This window comes from Nonomuraea sp. NPDC049480, from assembly GCF_044465905.1.
In the GTDB taxonomy this organism is placed as follows: Bacteria; Actinomycetota; Actinomycetes; order Streptosporangiales; family Streptosporangiaceae; genus Nonomuraea.
The window spans coordinates 107773-129079 of sequence record NZ_JBITMD010000031.1 but is presented as its reverse complement, the minus strand read 5'-3'; the positions used below and the strand labels follow the sequence as shown (position 1 = coordinate 129079).

The following is a 21307-nucleotide window of genomic DNA, read 5'->3' as shown; positions in this document are numbered from 1 at the left end:
CGGCCGAGCCAAGCTCGACCTACTGAGAAAGATCATCTTGTGCGCTCGCTGAAGCTCACTATCAGTTACGCCATCACACAAAGATCGCCAGAGCCACCCACGTCACTCCCCTCCCGCTGCCGGTGGCCCGCGACGGCCGCCGCGGACTCCTGGCCATCACCTGGCCGCTGTCCGACATCGCACGCATCGGACACGTGCTCGGGGCCACAGTGAACGACGTGGCCCTGACCGTCGCCACCGCTGCGATCAGGCACATGCTCACCACAGCAGGCGAACCCGTCACCGGCCGGACGCTCAGGATGACGGTGCCGGTCGCTCCTGCTCCCGGAACGCACAACAGCCAGGGCACCGCCCCGATCATCGTCTCCGTACCGATGGACCTGCCCGATCCGATCCTGACGCTCGCCCGGATCACGGAACAGACGACCGCCGCCAAGGCCTCCCGTGCCCGCTCCCAGGCCGAGCTGGTCCCCTCGCCGCTCATCCCGCCGTTCGTCATGCGCCGCGGCATGCGCTGGCTGCGGCGGCACGGCGGGGAACGTGTCCATTTGTACGTGACCAACGTGCCGGGCCCGCCGACGCCCCTGTGGCTGGACCATCTGCGCCTGACATCGGCCTATCCGATCGCCCCGCTCGTGGGTGGGATGCCCATGGCCGTGGCGGTGATGTCGTATGCCGGCACGCTGGCGATGACGGTCAACGCCGCGCCAGGCTTATCCGAATTGCGTTCGTTCAAGGCGGGAGCCCAAAACGCCATGGAGGTCCTCAGCCGACAGCTGCTCGTTCCGCACCCCCGCAGCTGAGTCGTCACGTGCCCTTGGATGAGGACCGCCATTGCTCGTAGGCCGCCACGGCGGTCGGCAGGGTCGGGAAGAGGAAGTCCTCGCCGATGGCCTCGGCCAGGCCGAACGCGTCGAGCGAGGTCCGCAGGTCCTGCTTGACCCTGGCCATGGCGAACACGACGCCCCGGCGGGCCAGTTCGGCGCGCAGCGACTCGACGGCATCCAGCGCGGTGGTGTCCACCTCCACATTGGCTTCGGCGTTGAGCACGAACCACGACACAGGGCCTTCGTGCTCATCGACCGCGGCCAGCGCACGGCGCCGGAAGTCCTGGGCATTGGCGAAGAACAACGGGGAGTCGTAGCGGTAGACGACCAGCCCGGGAATGGTCCGGGCGTCCGGATAGTCGTCGACGTCGTGCATCCCCGCCAGTCCCGGGACGATGCCCAGGATCGCGTCGTGCGGGCGAGCCACCCGGGCCAGCATCTCCGCGACCGACAGAGCCACCGCCAGCAGCACGCCGTACAGGATGTCGAAGACCAGCACCCCCGCGAACGCGGCCAGAGCCAGCAGCAGCTCACTGCGGCGAAAGGCCGCCAGCCGGCGGAAGGCGGCCACATCGATCAGCCGTATCGCGGCATAGATGACGATGGCGCCGAGCGCCGCGGTGGGAAAATCGGCCAGCAGCGGCCCAGCGAACAGGACGACCACAACCACGGCTGCCAGGGCGACGAGTGAGTACATCTGAGTACGGCCACCGGCCGCGTCGGCCAGGGCGGTACGGCTGCCGCTGCTGCTCACCGGAAACCCGTGCAGAACGCCCGCGCCAAGGTTGGCCACGCCGAGGGCGAGCAGCTCCTGGTTGGCGTCGATCTGCTGGTTGTGCTTGGCGGCGAAGGACCGTGCCGTGAGCACGTTGTCGCTGTAGCCGACCAACAGCACGCCGAGCGCGGGCAGCAGCAGATTCTGCAGGTCGGCGAGCGCTGGAAGGGCGGGCGCGGGCAGGCCCGCGGGGATCTCCCCCACCACCTTGATGCCGTACCGCTCCAGCCCGAACAGCGTGACGCAGGCGGTGGCCAGGAGGACGGCGAGCAGCGGAGCTGGAATCCACGGCAGGCGCCATTGGGTGAGGAACAGCAAGGCCAGCACTCCGGCCGCGAGCAGCAGGGTCCCCGGATGGATCTCCGGCAGACCTCGTGAGAACGACAGCAGTTCGGCGATGGCGCCGTCACCCGACACCGGCACCCCGGTGATCTTGCCGAGCTGGCCGACAATCATGATCACTGCCACCCCCGCGAGATAGCCGACCAAAATCGGCCGGGACAGCAGGTCGGCGACGAAGCCGAGCCGGAGCAACCGGCAGGCCAGGCAGAGCAGACCGACAGCGACGGCGAGCCCGGCCGCCAGGGTCGCGTACCGGTCCGGATCACCCGACGCCAGCGGTCCGATCGCGACGGCGGTCATGAGTGCGGTCGTGGACTCGGGCCCTACGGACAGCTGGCGCGAGGAGCCAAGCAACGCGTACAGCGCGAGTGGTGCCAAGATGGCCCAGATCCCTGCCACGGGCGGCAGCCCTGCCACGGTGGCGTAGGCCATGACCTGCGGCACCAGGTAGGCCGCCACGGTGAGCCCGGCCAGCACGTCGCCACGCAGCCATTCGCGCCGGTACGGAAGGAACGTGACCATGCCCGTCAGTGTCGCACCGCCGCAACAGTGCCAGCGCCGGGGAGGGCGCCATCCCTACCAGTAGCCGAGGATCTTGAACCAGACGGCGCCGGCGCCCATCCAGACGGCGATGTTGACCCCGGCGACGACCAGGCCGTTGCGCCACCACTCGGTCAGCGTCACGTAGCCGCCGCCGAACAGAACCGGCGCGGGACCGGAGGCGTAGTGGGTGAGTCCGCCGTAAAGGGAGCTGATGAAGCCCAGCACCAGCGCGGCCATCATCGGCGGGGCGCCGGTTGCGATCGCGGCGGCCAGGAACGCGCCGTACATCGCGGCCACATGCGCGGTGTTGCTGGCGAAGGCGTAGTGGGAGGCGAAGTACACCAGCGTGAGCAGGACGAACGCGACCTGCCACGACAGGCCTCCCGCAGCCCCGGTGATGGAGGTGCTGAACCAGCCGACGACGCCGAGTTTCTGCAACTGCCCGGCCATCATCACCAGGACCGCGAACCAGGTCAGAGTGGTCCACGCCGATTTGTCGCCGGCGAGATCGTTCCAGGTCAGCACCCTGGTGATGAGCAGCACCGCGACGCCGGCGAACGCGCTGGCGGTGGCCGACAGGGCCCAGAGCTGACTGCCGAGCGACCACAGCGTCAGCAGCATCACGAACACGCCCGCCATGATCCACTCTGGACGGGACATCGGGCCGAGTTCGGCCAGCTGGGCACGCGCCTGCCGGGGCGCCTCAGGGGTATCGCGCAGCTCGGGGGGAAACACCTTGTACAGCACCGCCGGGATCACGGCGAGCGCGATGAGACCAGGTACGAGTGCGGCGACCGTCCACGTCAGCCAGCTGATCTCGACGCCCTGCTCACCGGCGAACTTCTGCACCAGAGAGTTGGCGGCCATCGCGGTGGCGAACATGGCGCTGGTGATCACGTTGACGCCCATCGCGGTCGCCGTGAGGTAGGCGCCGAGCCGGCGGCGGGTCTCACCGTCCGGCCGTGAGCCGGCCTGTTCGCTCAGCGAGGTGATGATCGGATACAGCACGCCGCCGGAGCGGGCGGTATTGCTGGGCGTGGCAGGCGCCAGGACCAGATCCGTCAGCGCCAAGCCGTAGCCGAGTCCGAGGCTACGCCTTCCCAGCATGGCCACGAACCACAGCGCCACCCGCCGTCCGAGTCCTGTCTTGGTGACGGCGATGGAGATGAAGAAGGCGGCCACGATCAGCCAGATGGTCGGCTCGGCGAACCCGCTCAACGCGACCGCCGGCTCCAGGACACCGGCGACCATCGTAAAGGCCAGCCCGGTCAGCGCGACCGCGGCCAGCGGCATCGGCTGCGCTATCAGTCCGAGCACGGTGGCGACGAAGATGGCCAGCACGGCCCAGCCGCCCGGTTTGACGGCTTCAGGCTGCGGCAGCAGGTAAATGGTCAGTCCGGCGGCGACGGGTACGGCCCAGCGCAGAGCCGTCCACCACCATCCGCCTCGTTCGGCCGATACTGGGCTCGGGGGGTTCTTCGGCTGGGGCCGTAGCATGATGTTTCTCCCATCACAGCCGATCAGGGGTTTCGGGCTGCGTGGCCAGTGTGGGCCCCCAGACCTTTGGGGCGCTTGATGCGAAAGTCACCAACAGCAAGGTCTTTGGACCCATGCATCCCGCTCAAGATCGGTCCCAGATCAGCGGCAGCTCGAGCCGGTCGTCCCGTTCCCAGACGAGGTTCTCACGGACGTCCACGATGCCGCCGAGTCCCTTCGTCATGTGCACGGCAGCCTCCGCCTCGGTGCGGGTGGAGGTAAAGCCGGACAGCGTCACGATGCCGTTCTGAACCTGCACGACGATCCCGGTCCGGTCGTTCCATCTGGCCTGCTCGGGGATGGCCTCCTCGACCCAGCTCTTGAGCTCGGCGTCGTCGCGCACGTACGCCTTGAGCAGGTCGCGCCTGCTCACGATGCCGATCAGATGCCCGTCGTCGTCCACGACGACCAGGCGCTTGACGCCGTGGATGTCCATGAGCTGGGCAGCCGTCACGGTGGACACGTCCGGCGCGACCGTCACCGCCGGCGCCGACATCAGCTCGGCCACCGTGGCGGCGTCGGCCTTCTCCTGACCATCCTCGGCGCGCCCGGCCAGCCTGCGGCGCAACCGGGCACGCAGCCGCGGCCGGTAGCCCTCCCCGTAGTACTCCTCCCGGAACTCCTCCTTCCGCAGCAGATCCCCCTCCGACACCACGCCGACGACCCGCCCGTCTTCTTCCAGCACGGGCACGGCGCTGACCCCGCGCCGCACGAGCAACTCGGCGACGTCCTTGAACGGCGTGTCCGCTTTCACCGAGGCCACGTGCGTGGTCATCACGTCTCTCACACTGATCCACACCATCGGGATCCTCCTTCCTCTGCACAGCACATCGCACCACCGCGCCGAAGCACGCCTATAGGGCCGGAAGTCCTTCCTGCCGGAGCTTTGGTCAGGGTGCTTCTCCGCGCTAGGGCCCCTGGCATTGGGGACGGACGGCCATCCAGAGCGGGACTTTCGGCCCTGATTCCCGAGCCGCCTCATCGGCGACGGTGGACGCAGGACCAAAGGAGAGTGAAGAGCATGCGCGCTGCCGTCGTGACCGGTTTCGACAAGCCCCTCGAGATCCAGGAGCTGCCCGTCCCCGAACCAGAGCCGCACCAGGTGCTCGTCCGGATCGAGGCCAGCGGCCTGTGCCACACCGACATCCACGCCGCTCATGGAGACTGGCCGGTCAAGCCGTCCCCGCCTTTCACGCCGGGGCACGAGGGCGTCGGGATCATCGAGAAGATCGGCTCGGCGGTGACCGGCCGCAAGGTGGGTGAGCGGGTGGCCATCCCATGGCTCGGCTACGCCTGTGGCACCTGCGAATACTGCGTCAGCGGCCGTGAGACCCTGTGCGAGGCCCAGCAGAACACCGGCTACGCCCTCGACGGCGGGCACGCCGAGTATGCCGTGGCCCACGCCGGCTACGTGGTCCCGGTCCCCGACGGGGTGTCCCCCGTCGAGGCCGCGCCGCTGACGTGCGCGGGCGTGACCACGTACAAGGCCGTCAAGGTCTCCGGACTGCGCCCGTCCGAGCGAGCGGCGATCTTCGGCATCGGCGGACTGGGGCACCTCGCCCAACAGTACGCACAGATCTTCGGCGCGCAGACCGTCGCAGTCGACGTCACCGAAGAGAAGCTGCAGCTGGCTCGGGAACTGGGCGCCACGCACACGATCAACGCCGCCACCAGCGACCCGGTTGAGGAGATCAAGGCGCTGGGCGGAGTGGACGTGGCCATCGTGCTGGCCGCCAGCCCCCGCGTGCTGGAGCAGGCCCACGCCTCGCTGCGCCGGGGCGGCCGCCTCGTGCTGGTCTCCCTGCCCAAGGACAACGCCATGAGCCTGCCCATCTTCCAGACCGTGCTCGGCGGCATCACCGTCATCGGCTCCATCGTCGGCACCCGCGCCGACCTCGCCGAGGTCTTCACGCTCCACGCCCAGGGACGTACCAAGGTCATCTACGAAACGCGCAAGCTCGAGGACATCAACCAGTCCTTCGCCGAAGTCCTCGCCGGCACCGTCCCCGCCCGCCTCGTCTTCCAGATGTGACCGCCTCCGGAAGGATCGCACCATGTGCAACTACTGCGGCTGCCGAGAGTTCCCGCTGATCGGCCGGCTCTCCCAGGAACACTGGGACATCGCCGAGTGCGCAGGAGCGCTGCGCCGCGCCATCGGCGAGGCCAGGCACGACGACGCCACGGCCCTGCTCGACGAACTGATCGCCCGGCTCATCCCGCACACCGCCATCGAGCAGAACGGGCTGTTCGCCGAACTGCGCGCCGACGGGTCGCTGGCCGACGAGGTGGAAAGGCTCTGCGCCGAGCACGCCGACATCCACGGCGTGCTCGGCGCGACCGACACGGCCGCGCCCGACTGGCCCGCCGTACTCAAGGCTCTGGACCGGCTGCACCAGCACATCGACCACGAAGAACACGGGCTGTTCCCGGCCGCCGTCATCATGCTGCCGCTCGCCGCCTGGGACCGCATCACGCCCGAGCAGTCCCCGGCCGTGCTTCCTTGAGGGCCGAACGGCCCCGGAAGACAGGTCCAAAGTCCTTCCGGGAAGGTGACCTGTGGCCGTGACGGCGGGTCCGGCTTCGGATCTACCGTTTCGATATGTCCGATGAGCGCCACCTGATCCGCCGCCTTCCTCGCACGCGGCCGGTGGCGCCCATGACGGGCCTGCATCCTGACGGGCGGCGAGTCGTCCTTGTGAAAGCCCATCCCCAGACTCGCCGCCCGTCCGCCCCGCAGGCTCAGATCGCCGGCTTCGCGACCCCCATGACCGGCTTCCACGTCCGACGCGTCTTCGACGAGCACTGTCCCGCGGCCTGATCCGCTCATAGCGGCCCCTGCGGCACTCGTCACCGACGACACGGACGGACATCACCCTCATGCTCGAAGACCTTCGCGCGGCCACGCGCCGCGACCCCGCCCTGCACGGCCATCACAAGCTGGAGGCCATCCTCTACCCGGGCGTCTGGGCGGTCTGGATCCACCGCCTGGCCCACCGGCTGCATCGCCGCCGCATGCCGTTTCTGCCCCGCCTGATCTCGCAGCTCGCCCGTGCCCTCACCGGGATCGAGATTCACCCGGGCGCCCGCATCGGACGGCGGCTGTTCATCGACCACGGCGCGGGCGTCGTCATCGGGGAGACCGCCGTCATCGGCGACGACGTCACCCTCTACCACCACGTCACGCTGGGCGGCCGCGGCCACCGATCCGACGCCAAAGGCACGCCCCGCCACCCGGTCATCTGCGACCGGGTCACCGTCGGCGTAGGCGCCTCGATCCTCGGCCGCGTCCACGTCGGCGACGACGCCTCGATCGGCGCCCACGCCCTGGTGCTCGCCGACGTCCCCGCGGGCGGCCGTGTACCCGCACCTACCTCAACCGTCATCAGGAGAGACCCGATGCCCTCCATCCACCTCAACGTCCTGTCCCTCATCGGCTCAACCCCGCTGGTGAACCTGTCACGCTTCGGCGCGTCCCTGCCTGCCCGCCTGACGGCCAAGCTGGAGTCCGCCAACCCGGGTGGCAGCGTCAAGGATCGCATCGCCCACGCCATGATCGAGGCCGCCGAGGACGCCGGCCTGCTGGGCCCCGGCGCCCGCATCGTCGAGCCCACCAGCGGCAACACCGGCATCGGGCTGGCCATGGTGGCTGCCGCGAAGGGATACCGGCTCACGCTCGCCATGCCGGAAAGCATGAGCCTAGAGCGGCGGGCGTTGCTGGCCGCCTACGGCGCCGAGCTGATTCTCACCCCAGCCGCGCTCGGCATGAAAGGTGCGATCGCGGAGGCGGAGCGGCTGGCCGCCGAGCACGGCTGGTTCATGCCCCAGCAGTTCGCCAACCCCGCCAACCCCGACATCCACCTTCGCACCACCGCACAGGAGATCTGGGCCGACACCGGCGGCGAGATCGACCTGCTGGTCTGCGGCGTCGGCACCGGCGGCACCATCACCGGCGTGGGCCGCTTCCTGCGCGAGAAGAAGCCGCAGGTACGCGTGATCGCCGTTGAGCCCGCCGAGTCCGCGGTGCTGTCGGGCCGGGCCCCGGGACCGCACGGGATCCAGGGCATCGGCGCCGGCTTCATCCCCGAGGTGCTGGACACCGCCGTCTACGACGAGGTGGTGCGCGTGGACGTGGCGCAGGCCCGGGACGCGGCGCGGCGGCTGGCCCGTACCGAGGGCATCCTCGCGGGCATCTCCGCAGGCGCGGCCCTGCACGCCGCCTCCGCCGTCGCCGCCCGCCCGGAAAACGACGGCCGGCTCATCGTGGTCGTTTTGCCCGACACCGGCGAGCGCTACCTCAGCACACCGCTCTTCACGCAGTAGAAACGACAGGAGGAATCCTTTTCATGACCATCCACGCCGGCACAAGCAGCCAAGCCGCCGTACTGGAACGAATCCGCGCCCACCACGACCAGCTCGGCCGTACGATGTCCGACCACGCCGTGACCATCGCCCGCTCGATCGACCGGCTGATGTCCCCGGCGGCCCGGCAGAAGGTGCTGACGGCGTTCTGTGCCGACGAGGTGCTGCCACATGCCGCCGCTGAGGAGCAGACTTTGTACGCCGCCGCGGCAGGCCTCCCCGACACTGAGCTCCTGGTACGGGTGATGCGGGACGAGCACGCCACCCTGCAGAGGCTGGTCGCCGAGCTGGCCGCGGCAACCACCCCAGGCGAGATCGTGAGCGCGTCGTCCGCACTCAACGCCCTGTTCCAGGCACATTTGAAGAAGGAGAACGACGTCCTGCTGCCCGCCCTCGCCGCCCACGACGTCGATCTGGCGGCCCTGCTCGGCGGCGCCCACGAGATTCTCGGCGAGCAGGCGGCCGGCTCCTGCTGCGGATGCGGCGGCGCACAGGACGTGGCGGACACATCCGTGGCCGAACTCGACGTCCGCCGGCTGATCCCGGCCCAGCGTCACGAGCAGATCTTCGCCACGTACGAGGAGCTGTCAACGGGCACAGCGTTCGTACTCATCAATGACCACGATCCCAAGCCGCTCTACTATCAGTTCGCCGCCGAACACCCCGGCGAGTTCACCTGGGACTACCTCCACGCGGGGCCGGAGGTCTGGAAGGTCCGCATCGGCCGCCCCTGACCGGCCGTTTACGCCGCGGTGCCTGCTCCAAGAGAGACCAGGGCGGTGCTGGCGCGACCCGGCTGCCTCGGCCCGGGTCGCCCACCGACGCGGTCCCCTCATGATCGAGATTCTCACTAAGAGGAATGTCATTCGGGCCTCAACGTCATATCTGTCAAGGCACTGACGCCGAACTGAGTTCGTACATCCCTGGGATGAGATGGCCGCGGTCTTGCATCCAGGGATGGATGTCGCGACAGATACCGCTGTCCTAGCTTCCTGTCATGACTCTGAACAGCACGGGGCAGATCACCGTGCAACTGAACGGCCTGCGACTGGAGCATCACCGGCACCGCACGGGCGTGTCACCGAGGATTGGCACCTGGGGATACGGTGAGGGCCCGTTCTCATGAACGCGGGAGCCACCTCTTCCCGTCGGGGATTCAGCCCTATCCGGCCATGGCGGCTGATGGCCGTCTCGGCCACGCTCTGCCTGGCCATCACGGTCGTGGTCGTGGTGGTGCAGGTGCGGACGCCGGTGACGAGCGGTGATGGCTATGTCGCCAAGATCCGGCGGACCGAGTACGGCATACCGCACATCCTCGCCGACGATCACGGGAGTTTGGGTTACGGCTACGGATACGCCTTCGCGCAGGACAATCTCTGTGCCATGGCCGCGCACGTGGTGACGCTGCGGGGTGAGCGTTCCCGGTATTTCGGCGTGGCAGGGGACGACGCCACCGTGGCCGAGGACGTCTACTACCGCGGTGTCCGAGATTCCGGCATCGTTCAGCGACTGATGGCGCGTCGGCCACCGCTGGGCCCAACCGTGGAACTGCTTCAGATGGTGGACGGTTATGTCGCGGGCTACAACCGCTACCTGCGCGAGACGGGAGTGAGCCGGCTGCCGGACCCGTCCTGCAGAGGCAAGGACTGGGTGGTCCCGATCACCTCCCTCGACATCTGGAGCGGCGTGCTGGACATCAACCGGGAGGCCGGAACCGGGACCTTCAAGGAGGCCATCGCCAGGGCGGCGCCGCCCGCGGCCGGAGCCGCTGCGACAAGCAGGGCACCCACGCAGAGCACCTCGCCCCGTCTCGGCAGCAACGGCTGGGCCCTGGGCAGGCAGGCGGCCCGCGGCGGTCATGGCATGCTGTTGGCCAACCCGCACTATCCGTGGACCGGTAGCCGCCGGTTCTACCAGGTGCACCTGACCATCCCCGGCAAACTGGACGTGTCGGGGGCCGGCCTGTACGGCACACCTGTGGTCCAGATCGGCCACACCGCCAGCCTGGCCTGGACCCACACGGTCTCCCATGCCCGGCGTTTCACCCTCTACCAGCTTGCCCTCGTGCCGGGTGAGCCCACGAGCTACCTGGTCGACGGCCGTCGGGAGCCGATGAAACAGCAGGAGGTCACCGTCACCGTCCGCGGCGCCGGGGGAAAACCGTCGGCTGTCACCCGCACCCTCTACACCTCGCGTTACGGCCCGGTCCTGGCCACAGGCTGGACGGCCAAGACCGCCTTCGCCCTCGCCGACGCCAACGCCGAGAACCTGCGCTCCATGAACCAATGGCTCGCGATGGGCGCCGCGCAAGACCTCACCCAGCTCCGGACCGCGCAGAACACCTACCAGGGGCTGCCCTTCACCTACACGATCACCACCGACATCGGCGGCACGGCCTACTTCGCCGACGCCTCGGTCGTTCCCCACGTCACCGACGCTTTGGCCGCACGCTGTGTCAGCACGCCGGAAGGCAAGGCGAGACATCCGGGAACGTTCATCCTGGACGGCTCGACCTCGGCCTGCGGCTGGGGCACGGACTCCGACGCGATCGAGCCCGGAATCTTCGGCCCGGCCGGCTACCCGAAGCTGACTCGCTCCGACTATGTGGCCAACGCCAACAACAGCCCCTGGTTGACGAACCCAGCGGCTCCGCTCATCGGCTACCCGCGCATCTTCGGGCCCAGCGGCACCGACCCCGGGCTACGCGCGCGGCTCGGCCTAAACATGATCAAACAGCGGCTGACAGGCGACGATGAATTCGGCCCATCCAAGTTCACTCTGGACACCCTGCAAGCCACCATGCTGGGCGACCGCAACCACAGCGCCGAACTCGCCCGCGCCGACCTGGCGGCGCTCTGCCGTACCCACCCCATCCTGACCACGACCAACGGCAAGCGGACCAACGTACGCGCCGCCTGCGACACGCTGTCGGCCTGGGACGGCCGCAGCACGCTGGACAGCCGCGGCGCCGTCCTGTGGCGAGACTTCCTCAAGCGACTACACCGGCAGCAGGCGCCAGGCAAGAACAAGGCCACGGAGGCTAACCAGGAGGACACCACCCAAGGACGGCTGGTGGCGCGTGCCGTTCGATCCCGAGCACCCACTCACCACCCCGCGAGGACTCAACCGCGAGGACCCGAGAGTACGGCGTGCCCTGGCCGACACCGTCCAGGCCTTTCAAGCCAACCGCATCTCGCCGGACGTCACCCTGGCCGAGGTCCAGCGCTACGCCCAGGTCCCGCTGCACGGTTGTACCGACCTGAAAGGCTGCTTCGACCTCGTCGAGTCGTCCGGCTCTCCGGATGGCGAGGGCGCCTCCTACGAGCCCGACAACGGCTCCAGCTTCATCATGGCCGTCGAGCTGACCCCGAACGGCCCGCGCACCCGCACCATCCTCACCTACTCCCAATCCGCCAACCCCGCCTCGCCTCACCACACCGACCAGACCCGCCTGTACTCCCGAAAGCAATGGGTCACCGAACGCTTCACCGAAACCGAGATCACCGCCGACCCGCATCTGAAGACCACCACTCTGCGGGCCTGACACCCGTCGGCTGCACACCACCCGGCCGGCCCCCGCCGCTCATCATCGGGCTGGTCGGCCGTCGGCCAGGCGCCTAAACCGAATCGCCCGGCGACACGAGCCCCGTCTCGTAGGCGAGCACGACGGCCTGTGCCCGGTCGCGGAGGCCGAGTTTGGCGAAGATGCGGGCGACGTGGGTCTTCACGGTGGCATCACTGAGGGTCAGTGCGGCGGCCAGCTCGGTGTTGGACAGTCCCTGGCCGAGCAGCGTCAGCACTTCCAGCTCCCTGGGCGTCAGGGCGGCCAGGTCGCGATGGGCGGCGGGCGCCTGGGTGGGACGGCGGTCGCCGGAGGCGAAGCGCTCGACGAGCCGCCGCGTGATCGAGGGCGCCAGGAGGGCGTCGCCGGTGCCGACCAGGCGTACGGCGGCGGCCAGGTGCTCGGGGGTGACGTCCTTGAGCAGGAAGCCGCTGGCGCCGAGGGCCAGCGCGGCGTAGACATACCGGTCGAGGTCGAACGTGGTCAGCATGATCACCCGGCAGTCGGGGAGCTCCTCCAGGACGTGCCGGGCGGCCTGCAGACCGTCCATGGTGGGCATGCGGATATCCATCAGCACCACGTCGGGACGGAGCTCGCGCGCCGCCGCGACCGCCTGCACCCCGTCGGCGGCCTCGCCGACCACGTCGATGCCGCGCGTGGTCAAGATCAAGCGAAAACCGCTACGCACCAGGGCCTGGTCATCGGCGATCAGCACCCGAGGCGACGGCTCGGCGATGGCTGTCACGGCCGCTCCAACGGGATGCGTGCCCGGACCCGGTAGCCACCGCCGAGCCGCCTGCGGGCGTCCAGCTCACCGCCGTAAACGGTGACCCGCTCGCGCAAGCCCACCAGCCCCCGCCGCGCCCCGTCCCTGCGATCGGCCTCCTGCGCCGGCTCGGCGCCGTCCTTGCGGTCGCGCTTCCCCGGCGCGGCGGTGCCGCCGGTCAGCACGCTCGGCCCGGTGTTCAGCACCTCCACCCGCAGATAATGATCGGCATAACGCACCGTGACCTCGGCTTTCACCCCGTCCCCATGTTTCAGCGCGTTGGTCAGCGCCTCCTGGATGATCCGGTACGCGGTCACGTCGATCCCGGCGGGCAGCGGCCGCGGCTCACCGGAGATCCGCACGTCCACGGGCAACCCGGCGAACGCGATCCGGTCGATCAACGGGCTGAGCCTGCTCAGGCTCGGCTGCGGCGAAAGGTCGCCGCCGTTCGGCATGTCGTCGCCGCCCTGCGAAGGGGCCAGCAGGCCCAGCAGGTGACGCAGCTCGGTCATCGCGTCGCGGCCCGCGCCCTCGACGGCTTTGAGCGCCGTCTCGGCCTCGACGGGCATCGTGGACAACACCTCGCGGGCGGCCGAGGCCTGGACCACCATGAGGCTCACGTTGTGGCTGACGATGTCGTGCAGTTCGCGGGCGATACGCGAACGCTCGGCCTCGACGGCGGCGCGTGCGGCGCTCTCCCGCTCTCGCTCGAGCAGCCAGCCGCGCTCTTCCAGCGCCTCACGACGCCGCCGCCGCTCACGCACGAGGGCCATGCCCAGCCACCCGGCGACGGCGCACATCACCACGAGGGCGGTGAGCAGCCAGACAACCCCCGATTCCCCCACGGCACCACTGTCCCAGAAGGGCGTCACATTCCGCATCAGGCCGCGGATGCACTGCCGTACATCTCCGGTATGACATCGCGGCGAAGGTGGCCCTGTGGATGGATGCCGGGGCATGCGCCGCAGCTCTACCGTTATGCCCGTGACGAGTGAGAACAGTGCGGGACACGTCGTCGTCCGGCTGGAGGGCGTGCGCAAGCAGTATGGTGAGACAGCGGCGCTGGACGGCGTGTCCCTGGGCATCCGCGCGGGAGAGGCCGTCGCCGTGATGGGGCCCTCGGGATGCGGCAAGTCCACTCTGCTCAACATGATCGCCGGCCTCGACCGTCCCACCGAGGGCACGGTCGAAATCGACGGCCAGGACCTGGGCAGCCTGAACGAGACCGGGCTGGCGCTGTTCCGGCGCCGGCACATCGGCATGATCTTCCAGTTCTTCAACCTCATCGACGACCTGCCCGCGCTCGACAACGTCGCGCTGTCCGCGCAGCTCATCGGCATCCCTGCCCGCCAGGCGCGTAGGCGCGCGCTGGAACTGCTCGACGAGCTCGGCATAGCAGGCCGCAAGGACGCCTATCCCGCGACGCTGAGCGGCGGAGAGCGGCAGCGGGTCGCCGTGGCCCGCGCCCTGATGAACCGCCCGGCGCTGCTGCTGGCCGACGAGCCGACCGGCGCGCTGGACAGCCGCTCGGGCGAGCAGGTGATGGACCTGCTCATCGACCTCAACCAGATCGGCCAGACGCTGCTGATCGTCACCCACGACCAGCACCTGGCCGCCCGCTGTGCCAGCCACCTGATCGAGCTCGCCGACGGCCGGGTGGCCCGTGAGAGCGCCCTGGAGCGGGTCGAATGAGCACCGGAACCAGTGCGGTGTGGCGGGCCTCGCGCGCGGCGGTGCGGCGTCGCCGGATCCAGACCATCGTCATCGGCCTGGTCGTGCTGGCCAGCACCACGACGATCATGCTCGCGATGGGGTTGCTCGACGCCGCCACCGCTCCGTTCGACCGGGCTTTCGCCGAGCAGAACGGCGCCCACGCGGTAGTCGAATTCGACGCCGCGAAGACCTCCAAGGCGCAGATGGCGCAGACCGCGCAACGGCCGGGCGTCGAGGCCGCGGCCGGGCCGTTCGACCAGGTCGTCATCGACTTCCCCAGAACCACGGACATTCCCGAGGCCGAAGGCCCACTCAAAGTGGTGGGCCGAGCCGATCCCAGCGGCCCGGTAGATCGTCTGCGCCTCCTGCACGGCCGTTGGGCCACTGCCCCGGGCGAGGTCGTGATCAACCTGCGTTCCGCCGCCGCCCCGCCCCGCCCCGGCACGCTGGGGTCACAGCTGCGGGCGCCGGGAGTACCGCCGCTGACGGTCGTCGGGCTGGCCTCCAGCATGAGCCAGTCAGCCGACGCCTGGGTCGCGCCCGCGCAGATGGCGGCGCTACGCCCGGCCGCCGTCCAGATGCTCTACCGGTTCACCGACCCTTCGACGGAGGAGGTCATCCGCGCCGGCCTGGAGGCGGTCACGGGCGGGCTGCCCGCGGGTTCGCTGACCGTCGCGCAGTCCCACCTCGCGCTCAGGCAGGCCTTCTCCAGCATGGCCGACGCCTACCTGCCGTTGATGGCGCTCTTCGGCGTGCTCGGACTGCTGGTCGCCGTCCTCATCGTCGCGAACGTGGTCAGCGGCGCCGTCGTGTCCGGGTACCGGCACATCGGCGTGCTCAAGGCCGTGGGCTTCACGCCGAACCAGGTGGTCGCGGTCTACCTCACGATGGTATCCGTGCCCGCGGAGGCCGGCTGCGTGCTGGGCACGCTGTTCGGCAATCTGCTGGCCGAGCCGGTGCTGCGGGCCGCTTTCCAGGGCATCGAGAGCGGCAGCGCAGACATCGGGATCAGCCCATGGGTCTCGATCATTTGCCTGCTGGGCATGCCGCTCCTTGTCCTGCTGGCCGCGCTGGTCCCAGCGCTGCGCGCGCACCGACTGTCGGCCGCGCAGGCGATCAGCGCAGGCAGCGCGCCGCGCCCGGGACGCGGGCTGCGCGTGCAGCGCCTGCTCGGCGGCACCCGGCTGCCACGCGCCGTCAGCCTGGGCCTGGGCCAGCCCTTCGCCCGCCCCGGCCGGACCGCGATGACCATGGCGGCAATCGTCCTCGGCGTCATCACCGTCACCCTCACCACCGGGCTGACCAGCACGATGCTCGCCTTCGGCGCCGCCAACCAGGGAACGCCCACAGAGGTCGGCGTGCGGGCGGGCCAACCGGCGTTCGGGCAGCGCGCCCCCGCGCTGAACGACCGGCAGATCGAGGCGCTGCTGCGCTCCTTGCCCGGCGCCAGACAGGTGACGGCCATGGTGTTCGTGGACGTGCACCTGGCCGGGTTCACCCAGCGCAGCGCCGTCAACTTCCAGCGCGGCGACACCTTGACCCTGGCCTCCCAGATCGTCCAGGGCCGCTGGCCGGCCGGACCGGGCGAGATCGCCGCGCCGCCGTCGTTCCTGCGTCAGCGCGGCCTGGCGGTCGGCGACCAGGTCACCCTGCAGCTGAACGGCCGGCAGGCCCGTACCACCATCGTCGGCCAGCTCATGAACGGCGACGCCCGCTTCCTATGGTCGACCTGGCCGACGCTGACCGCGCTGGACCCCGGCACTGCCGCCGACCACTACGAGGTCCAACTCGCCGACGGCTCTGACGCCCACAGCTACGCCAACTCTGTCAAAGCCGCCGACCCCGGCCTGTACCCGGCCGTCTCGAGCCCAGGGGACCTCGCCACGACGACCGTCGTCGGGTTCGCCTCAGTGTTCACTACACTGCTGATCATCGTGGCGGCGCTCGGCGTCTTCAACACCGTCCTGCTCAACGCCCGCGAACGCCGCCGCGACCTTGGCATGCTCAAGTCGATCGGGATGACCCCACGCCAGGTGACGATCATGATGGTGACATCGATGGCGGCCCTGGGCGCGGTCGGCAGCCTGATCGGGATCCCCGCCGGCATGCTCACACACCGCCTGATCGTCGACACCGTCGGGATCATCGTGTTCCCCGAGTGGATGAAGGACGTCTGGCACGCGCCGCAACTCGCCGCGCTGGCGCTGGCGGGGGTGACGATCGCCGTCCTTGGCGCGCTGGTGCCCGCGCGGTCGGCGGCCCGCATGACGATCGCCCCTATCCTGCACAACGAATGACGCCGTCACACATGTGACCTCCCTGTGGGCCCCACCCGCCGGGTAGGACGCCGCATTGCTGCGACGGTCCTACCCGGCGAGCGGAGGGCCTTGTGGGAACGGTCAAGCTGCCGCAGGAGCCTTCCTGTCGCTGTTGGCTGCAACGAGTCGTTGTGCAGCCCGGCGGGCATGCAGGAGATTGACCCGCACGTTGTAGCCGCGCCGGCGGCTACCGCGCGACCGCCAAAGGACTCCTTGCGTGGACCACTCAGGTTGCGGGCAGTGCGGTGGCCAACAGGACGACACCGAGGGATCCCACCAGCGAGGTCACCGCCATGGCCCGCGCCAGCCTCGGGCGACCCCTACCGGTGGCCCAGCCGTGCACTCCGGCCGCGGCCATGACGGCGCAGAAGAGCACCAGCTTGGCGGCCAGGATCCGGCCGTACCCGGGCTCGGCGAGCGAGGCCCACGTGACGCCCTTGTGCCAGGCGATGGCCACACCGGTGGCCAGCTGCACCGGCAGGAACACCGCGACGGTGAGCAAGCCGAATCGTCGGCCGACAGCCGACAAGACATGGCCGCGTCGCTGCTCGTCCAGCAGCCGCCGGGCCAGGGGCAGCACCACCAGCGACACCGTCAGCTGCCCGCCGACCCACAGCGCCGCCCCGAGCACGTGCAGGAACCGCACCACCGACCACCACGTCATGGCGCGCTCACCTTGAACAAACCGTGCGCGCCTGCCTCGGCCTTGCGCATCGTGTGGTCCACCACCGGATACGTGCCCGCCTCCGGGAAGACCAACTCGGCGAACCCGCCCTGCGCGGGAGCCAGGTCGAGCACCTGCGCCCCGCCCGGGTCGTCAGCTCGTAGGAGGTACGCGCCTTCCTTGTAGACCGTGTCGAACGGCGCCCCTACCACATGCAGCGCCGTGCCCGAGCTGGGGCCGGCGGCCACGGCCCAGATGCGCACGCGTTCTCCGGCCTTGGCCTCCAGCGGGGCGTGGTCGTAGCCAGCGGCGGTGCCGTTGAACATCCACCCGTCCGGTTCGCCCTGCCGGATCTTGGCAACCTGGGCGTCGGTGCCGGGCTCGCCGAGATGCAGCTCGCCCTGGACGAGGAGGTACTCGCGGTCCACCTTCGGCAGGCCGGGCGGGTCGATGATGACCGCGCCGTACATGCCGCCTGCGATGTGCTGGGTCATCGGCATGGTCGAGCAATGGTACAGCCACGCCCCGGCGAACTCCGCCTTGAACCGGTACGTCAGCCGCTCCCCCTGCTGGATCGTGCGCATCGGGCCGTCCGGCGCGGTCGCCCCGGCGTGGAAGTCGATGCCGTGGCCCATCGTGCCTGCGTTGACGAACGTGACGACGAACACGTCGCCGACCTTGCCGCGCAGCACCGGCCCGGGCGTGGTCCCGTTGAACGTCCACACGCGCTGCCGCACCCCGGGTGCGACCTCCTGGACGAGGGTGTCGTCGGCGCGGATCTCGACGTGGTGCTCCGTGCCGCCGGGTGCGGGCTTCAACGTCGCGTCGTACGGCTTCCAGCCCGGTGACATGGGCGCGGCCAGATCCACGCGGGTGGGTTCACCCGCTTGCGGGGCGGCGTTCGTGCCGTGGCCGGTGTGGCCGGTGCTCGCCTGGGGCTGGGACGCCGCCGTTGCCGTGCCGGTCGGGATGATGCGCATGGTCATGCCCGCCGCGCGGTGCCCGGCCACGGTGCACCAGCCGTCCACCAGCTCGCCGAGCGGCTGCAGCTTCAGCGTGACGTTCTGGCCGGGGGCCAGCATCGGGGTGCGTTCGCCGGTCGCCAGGCGCAGGTCGTGCCGCTGGGCGTCGGCGTTGGTGACGCGCAGAGTCAGCACGGTTCCCGCGGGTGCCTCGATCACCGCAGGGCGGATGCTCATTCCGGACAGCGTGACGTCGATCGTCTGGGAACCGGTCGCGGCCACCGTGGACGGGCCTGATCCGCCGGTCGTGGCGACGACGACAGCGGCGGCGGTCAGCAGGCAGCCGACGGCCACCCCGGCGATGGCCGGCAGCGCTCGCCGCCACATCCTGCCGTCCGTCGCCGCGTCCGCGGTGGCGGTCGCCGACTGAGCGGTGGTCAGGCGGGCTCGGGTCAGAGCGGTCACGGTCAAGGCGACAAAGGCCAGGGCCGAGCCCAGCACCAGCGCCCAGCCCAGCAACGTCACCGGTTGCGGCACCGGCAGGGCCAGCAGCGGCACCCCCAGGTTGAGCGCCGCCAGCCGCGCTGGCCAGCCGCGCTCCAGCAGCGCCGCGTTCTCCTTGAATCGGGCCGGGCCACCGCCCAGCACCGCAGGCAGCAGATGCAGCAACGAGCCCAGCAGCACCTGGGCGACGAACCCGACGAGCACCAGCGGCAGCAGCGGCTCCAGCGCCGCAGCGACCCCGGCTGCCGGGCGGGTGGCGATGACCACCAGGTTCGCGGCCAATGTCACCTCGAACCAGACGATGGCCGCCCCCAGCATCCATGAGGCCCCGGTGTGCGGGCGTCTGCGACGCAGCGCGTCGGCCAGCGGCGCGAGCACCGCCAGCCCTCCTGCCGCGTACGCGACCAGCCCCGCCAGAGTCACCCACCGCCAGCCCGCCAGCAGCCCGGCGACAGTCACCGCCAGCCCGGGTGCGGCCAGCCGCAACCCCACCCGCGACGCCCGCCGAGTCATGTCTGACATGCGCGTGCGCAGGACCGTCGGCCACAGCGTGAACAGCGTGCCGAGCACGGTCAGGCCGACCCAGCCGAACAGGTTCACCACGGCGTGCGCGGCATGCAAACGCTCGTGCACCGCCCCCTGCCCGATGTGCGCGGCCAGCAGCCCGCCCAGGAGGCCGCCGACGGCGAGCGCTCCGGCCGCGGCCACGTACCAGCCGATGACATGCCCGAACCGGCCGGGCAGCGCCTGCCGCACCAGCCGGACCAGGACGGCGGCGTGCCATAGCACCATCCCCACCGCCAGCGCCGCGCCGACGGCGGCCACCTGCCACGGTCCCGCCGAAACCCCGGCCAGCACCGCCACCGTCGCCGCGTTGAGCAGGCCCAGCCTGGCCAAGCTGCCGCGCTGCGGCGGGGTGCGCACACGTAGCAGTGCCACGGTGAAGTGCTCACTCCAGATCAGGATGGCGGTGCTGACCGCGCCCAGCAGAAACACGTGGATCAGCAGCCAGCGCGGCGCCGGCAGAACGTCACCCGCCAGCGCCACCACGACGGTCAGGGCGAGCCAGCCGACCACGATTGCGTTCGCCCGCAGGTGCCACGAAGCGCGGGGACGCTGCGGCGGCGCCGGCGGTGCGCCGAGCGGCGGCTTGCCCTTTTCTATGCGGATATCGACCGGACCCACTCCGGACACCTCCCTATCGTGACCGGAGCGCGTCAACGCGATCGCGCATCCGGCGAACATCAGCAGAGCAAGCGCCGCCAGCACCCCGCCCAGCGTGCGCACCGCCTCGGCGGCGGCCAGGTCCCCGGCCACCCGCACCGCCACCGCGGCGTGCAGCGCCGCCAGGGGCATATACAGGACGGGCCGGTACGGTAGCCGCACCCGCAGCAGCGCGGGCAAGATCACCGGGGCGTGCCCGAAGACCATGGACATGACGAAGCCGAGGAAGAGCGCATGTAGCGCGGCGTCATACAGGTACCGGCCCGACGCCAGGCCGGTGGCCGCCCACAGCCCCCCGGCCGCCGCCAGCCAGCCGTACCCGGCCAGCAGGCAGACCGCCGCGTACCGGGAGAGCCCAGAACCCCGGACGGTCCGCCGCGCCACGTCGTAAAAGCCGAGCCACCCGGCGACCATGACCATCCCTACCCCGGCCATGCGCGCGCCCGCGACCGGGGCGAGGAGCGACACCACGGCACCCGCGCCCACCAGTGCGGCGGCGGCCGGCAGGCCGGCCCAGGCGATGGGCCGCAGAAACACGACATGCGCCAGCTCCAGCCGCTCCGCAGCGATCGTCAGCACCAAGAAGACGGCGAACCAGACCACCAGCTCCGGCACCGGCCGCCCAGACAGCCACAACACCCCGGCCACCGGCCACGCCAGCGCCCCGCCGAGCTGCAGGAACGTCTCAGGGGACCGACGGCGGCCGAGCAGCGCCAGGTAGATGGCCACCAGCCAGCCGCCACCGGCGGTCAGCGCTACGCGGCCGGCCTGCTCGGCACCGACGGCAAGCGCCACCGCACCCGCCGCGGCGAACGCCGGCGCCGTGTAACCCCAGGGGCGACGCAGCGCAACCGCGCGTTCGAGCGCGATCAATGTGCCGAGGAAACCCAGCGCCATCAGCGGCCCGTGCTGCTCGATGAACGACCCCGGTGCCGGAATCTCGTCGACCAGCAGCGCGAGTCCGCCGACGATCCCGGCGACCAGCGCGACCGCCGCCCCACCCATCAGAGGCAACCGCCCCCAAGCCACTCGCCGCGCAGACCGGCGCCGGTCGGCCCGTCCCGGCTGACCGGGGCGTCCCGGTTGCGCTGCACGTGGCGGCGCGCTGGGAGTCTGCGGTGTCACCACGGTCTGTCACGCCCTCTGTTACGCAGGTGGTCATTTGGCAGCAGTCAGCGGTCCGGCCGCACCGGGGCGTGCCCGGGTGCGGCC

The 21307-nt window shown here is 70.3% G+C and carries 16 protein-coding genes and 1 pseudogene; 10 read left to right on the top strand and 7 right to left on the bottom strand.

Annotation, left to right across the window (positions count from 1 at the left end; all coding sequences use genetic code 11):
* Window positions 1-122 precede the first annotated feature (122 nt).
* Window positions 123-803 carry a WS/DGAT domain-containing protein gene (locus ACIBX3_RS51715; protein ID WP_397128139.1) on the top strand — a complete coding sequence of 227 codons (681 nt, stop codon included), beginning with the start codon at window positions 123-125 and terminating at the stop codon, window positions 801-803.
* A gap of 4 nt (window positions 804-807) precedes the next feature.
* Here ACIBX3_RS51715 and sulP read toward each other — a convergent pair whose 3' ends face one another.
* The 3 genes from sulP to ACIBX3_RS51700 all read right to left on the bottom strand — a co-directional run bounded on the left by sulP (window position 808) and on the right by ACIBX3_RS51700 (window position 4825).
* Window positions 808-2466 carry a sulfate permease gene (gene sulP, locus ACIBX3_RS51710; RefSeq protein ID WP_397128138.1) on the bottom strand — a complete coding sequence of 553 codons (1659 nt, stop codon included), beginning with the start codon at window positions 2464-2466 and terminating at the stop codon, window positions 808-810.
* Window positions 2467-2520: 54 nt separating this feature from the next.
* Window positions 2521-3984, bottom strand: a complete 1464-nt coding sequence (locus ACIBX3_RS51705) for an anion permease (protein ID WP_397128137.1) — start codon at window positions 3982-3984, stop codon at window positions 2521-2523.
* Window positions 3985-4108: 124 nt separating this feature from the next.
* Window positions 4109-4825 (bottom strand): CBS domain-containing protein, encoded by a 717-nt coding sequence (locus ACIBX3_RS51700; protein WP_397128136.1) that lies wholly within the window; start codon window positions 4823-4825, stop codon window positions 4109-4111.
* Between the two features lie 219 nt (window positions 4826-5044).
* Between ACIBX3_RS51700 and adhP the strand changes: the two genes are divergently transcribed.
* From adhP to ACIBX3_RS51665, 7 genes and pseudogenes are all read left to right on the top strand, one after another.
* Complete coding sequence (gene adhP, locus ACIBX3_RS51695; protein WP_397128135.1) at window positions 5045-6055, top strand: alcohol dehydrogenase AdhP; 1011 nt, start codon at window positions 5045-5047, stop codon at window positions 6053-6055.
* A gap of 22 nt (window positions 6056-6077) precedes the next feature.
* Complete coding sequence (locus ACIBX3_RS51690) at window positions 6078-6527, top strand: hemerythrin domain-containing protein (protein WP_397128134.1); 450 nt, start codon at window positions 6078-6080, stop codon at window positions 6525-6527.
* Between the two features lie 95 nt (window positions 6528-6622).
* A complete protein-coding gene (locus ACIBX3_RS51685; protein WP_397128133.1) occupies window positions 6623-6841 on the top strand; it encodes a hypothetical protein in 219 nt (72 codons plus the stop codon).
* Between the two features lie 59 nt (window positions 6842-6900).
* Window positions 6901-8343: a cysteine synthase A gene (gene cysK / locus ACIBX3_RS51680; RefSeq protein WP_397128132.1), complete on the top strand. Its 1443-nt coding sequence runs from the start codon at window positions 6901-6903 to the stop codon at window positions 8341-8343.
* A gap of 23 nt (window positions 8344-8366) precedes the next feature.
* Window positions 8367-9116: a DUF2249 domain-containing protein gene (locus ACIBX3_RS51675; RefSeq protein ID WP_397128131.1), complete on the top strand. Its 750-nt coding sequence runs from the start codon at window positions 8367-8369 to the stop codon at window positions 9114-9116.
* Between the two features lie 388 nt (window positions 9117-9504).
* Window positions 9505-11337, top strand: a pseudogene (locus ACIBX3_RS51670) (penicillin acylase family protein); the annotation flags it as partial.
* 124 nt (window positions 11338-11461) lie between these two features.
* Window positions 11462-11926, top strand: coding sequence for a penicillin acylase family protein (locus ACIBX3_RS51665; protein ID WP_397128144.1), 465 nt, complete (start codon window positions 11462-11464; stop codon window positions 11924-11926).
* Between the two features lie 73 nt (window positions 11927-11999).
* On the opposite strand, the gene ACIBX3_RS51660 is transcribed toward ACIBX3_RS51665, so the two are convergent.
* Window positions 12000-12689 (bottom strand): response regulator, encoded by a 690-nt coding sequence (locus tag ACIBX3_RS51660; RefSeq protein WP_397128130.1) that lies wholly within the window; start codon window positions 12687-12689, stop codon window positions 12000-12002.
* Window positions 12686-13555, bottom strand: a complete 870-nt coding sequence (locus ACIBX3_RS51655) for a sensor histidine kinase (RefSeq protein WP_397128129.1) — start codon at window positions 13553-13555, stop codon at window positions 12686-12688. The genes ACIBX3_RS51660 and ACIBX3_RS51655 overlap by 4 nt, the downstream gene beginning before the upstream one ends.
* A 139-nt stretch (window positions 13556-13694) precedes the next feature.
* On the opposite strand from ACIBX3_RS51655, the gene ACIBX3_RS51650 reads away from it, so the two are divergent.
* A complete protein-coding gene (locus tag ACIBX3_RS51650; protein ID WP_397128128.1) occupies window positions 13695-14402 on the top strand; it encodes an ABC transporter ATP-binding protein in 708 nt (235 codons plus the stop codon).
* Window positions 14399-16720 carry an FtsX-like permease family protein gene (locus tag ACIBX3_RS51645; RefSeq protein WP_397128127.1) on the top strand — a complete coding sequence of 774 codons (2322 nt, stop codon included), beginning with the start codon at window positions 14399-14401 and terminating at the stop codon, window positions 16718-16720. Before ACIBX3_RS51650 ends, ACIBX3_RS51645 begins: the two co-directional genes overlap by 4 nt.
* A gap of 247 nt (window positions 16721-16967) precedes the next feature.
* On the opposite strand, the gene ACIBX3_RS51640 is transcribed toward ACIBX3_RS51645, so the two are convergent.
* On the bottom strand, window positions 16968-17405 hold the full coding sequence (locus ACIBX3_RS51640) for a hypothetical protein (protein WP_397128126.1): 438 nt from the start codon (window positions 17403-17405) through the stop codon (window positions 16968-16970).
* A complete protein-coding gene (locus ACIBX3_RS51635) occupies window positions 17402-21100 on the bottom strand; it encodes a multicopper oxidase domain-containing protein (protein ID WP_397128125.1) in 3699 nt (1232 codons plus the stop codon). The genes ACIBX3_RS51640 and ACIBX3_RS51635 overlap by 4 nt, the downstream gene beginning before the upstream one ends.
* Between the last annotated feature and the right edge of the window lie 207 nt (window positions 21101-21307).

Excerpts from the sequence above, each read along its gene's own strand:
- ACIBX3_RS51645 (WP_397128127.1), top strand. The coding sequence starts at position 14,399 with ATGAGCACCGGAACCAGTGCGGTGTGGCGGGCCTCGCGCGCGGCGGTG.
- ACIBX3_RS51705 (WP_397128137.1), bottom strand. The coding sequence starts at position 3,984 with ATGCTACGGCCCCAGCCGAAGAACCCCCCGAGCCCAGTATCGGCCGAA.
- ACIBX3_RS51685 (WP_397128133.1), top strand. The coding sequence starts at position 6,623 with ATGTCCGATGAGCGCCACCTGATCCGCCGCCTTCCTCGCACGCGGCCG.
- adhP (WP_397128135.1), top strand. The coding sequence starts at position 5,045 with ATGCGCGCTGCCGTCGTGACCGGTTTCGACAAGCCCCTCGAGATCCAG.
- ACIBX3_RS51635 (WP_397128125.1), bottom strand. The coding sequence starts at position 21,100 with ATGGGTGGGGCGGCGGTCGCGCTGGTCGCCGGGATCGTCGGCGGACTC.
- ACIBX3_RS51700 (WP_397128136.1), bottom strand. The coding sequence starts at position 4,825 with ATGGTGTGGATCAGTGTGAGAGACGTGATGACCACGCACGTGGCCTCG.
- cysK (WP_397128132.1), top strand. The coding sequence starts at position 6,901 with ATGCTCGAAGACCTTCGCGCGGCCACGCGCCGCGACCCCGCCCTGCAC.
- ACIBX3_RS51690 (WP_397128134.1), top strand. The coding sequence starts at position 6,078 with ATGTGCAACTACTGCGGCTGCCGAGAGTTCCCGCTGATCGGCCGGCTC.
- sulP (WP_397128138.1), bottom strand. The coding sequence starts at position 2,466 with ATGGTCACGTTCCTTCCGTACCGGCGCGAATGGCTGCGTGGCGACGTG.
- ACIBX3_RS51640 (WP_397128126.1), bottom strand. The coding sequence starts at position 17,405 with ATGACGTGGTGGTCGGTGGTGCGGTTCCTGCACGTGCTCGGGGCGGCG.
- ACIBX3_RS51675 (WP_397128131.1), top strand. The coding sequence starts at position 8,367 with ATGACCATCCACGCCGGCACAAGCAGCCAAGCCGCCGTACTGGAACGA.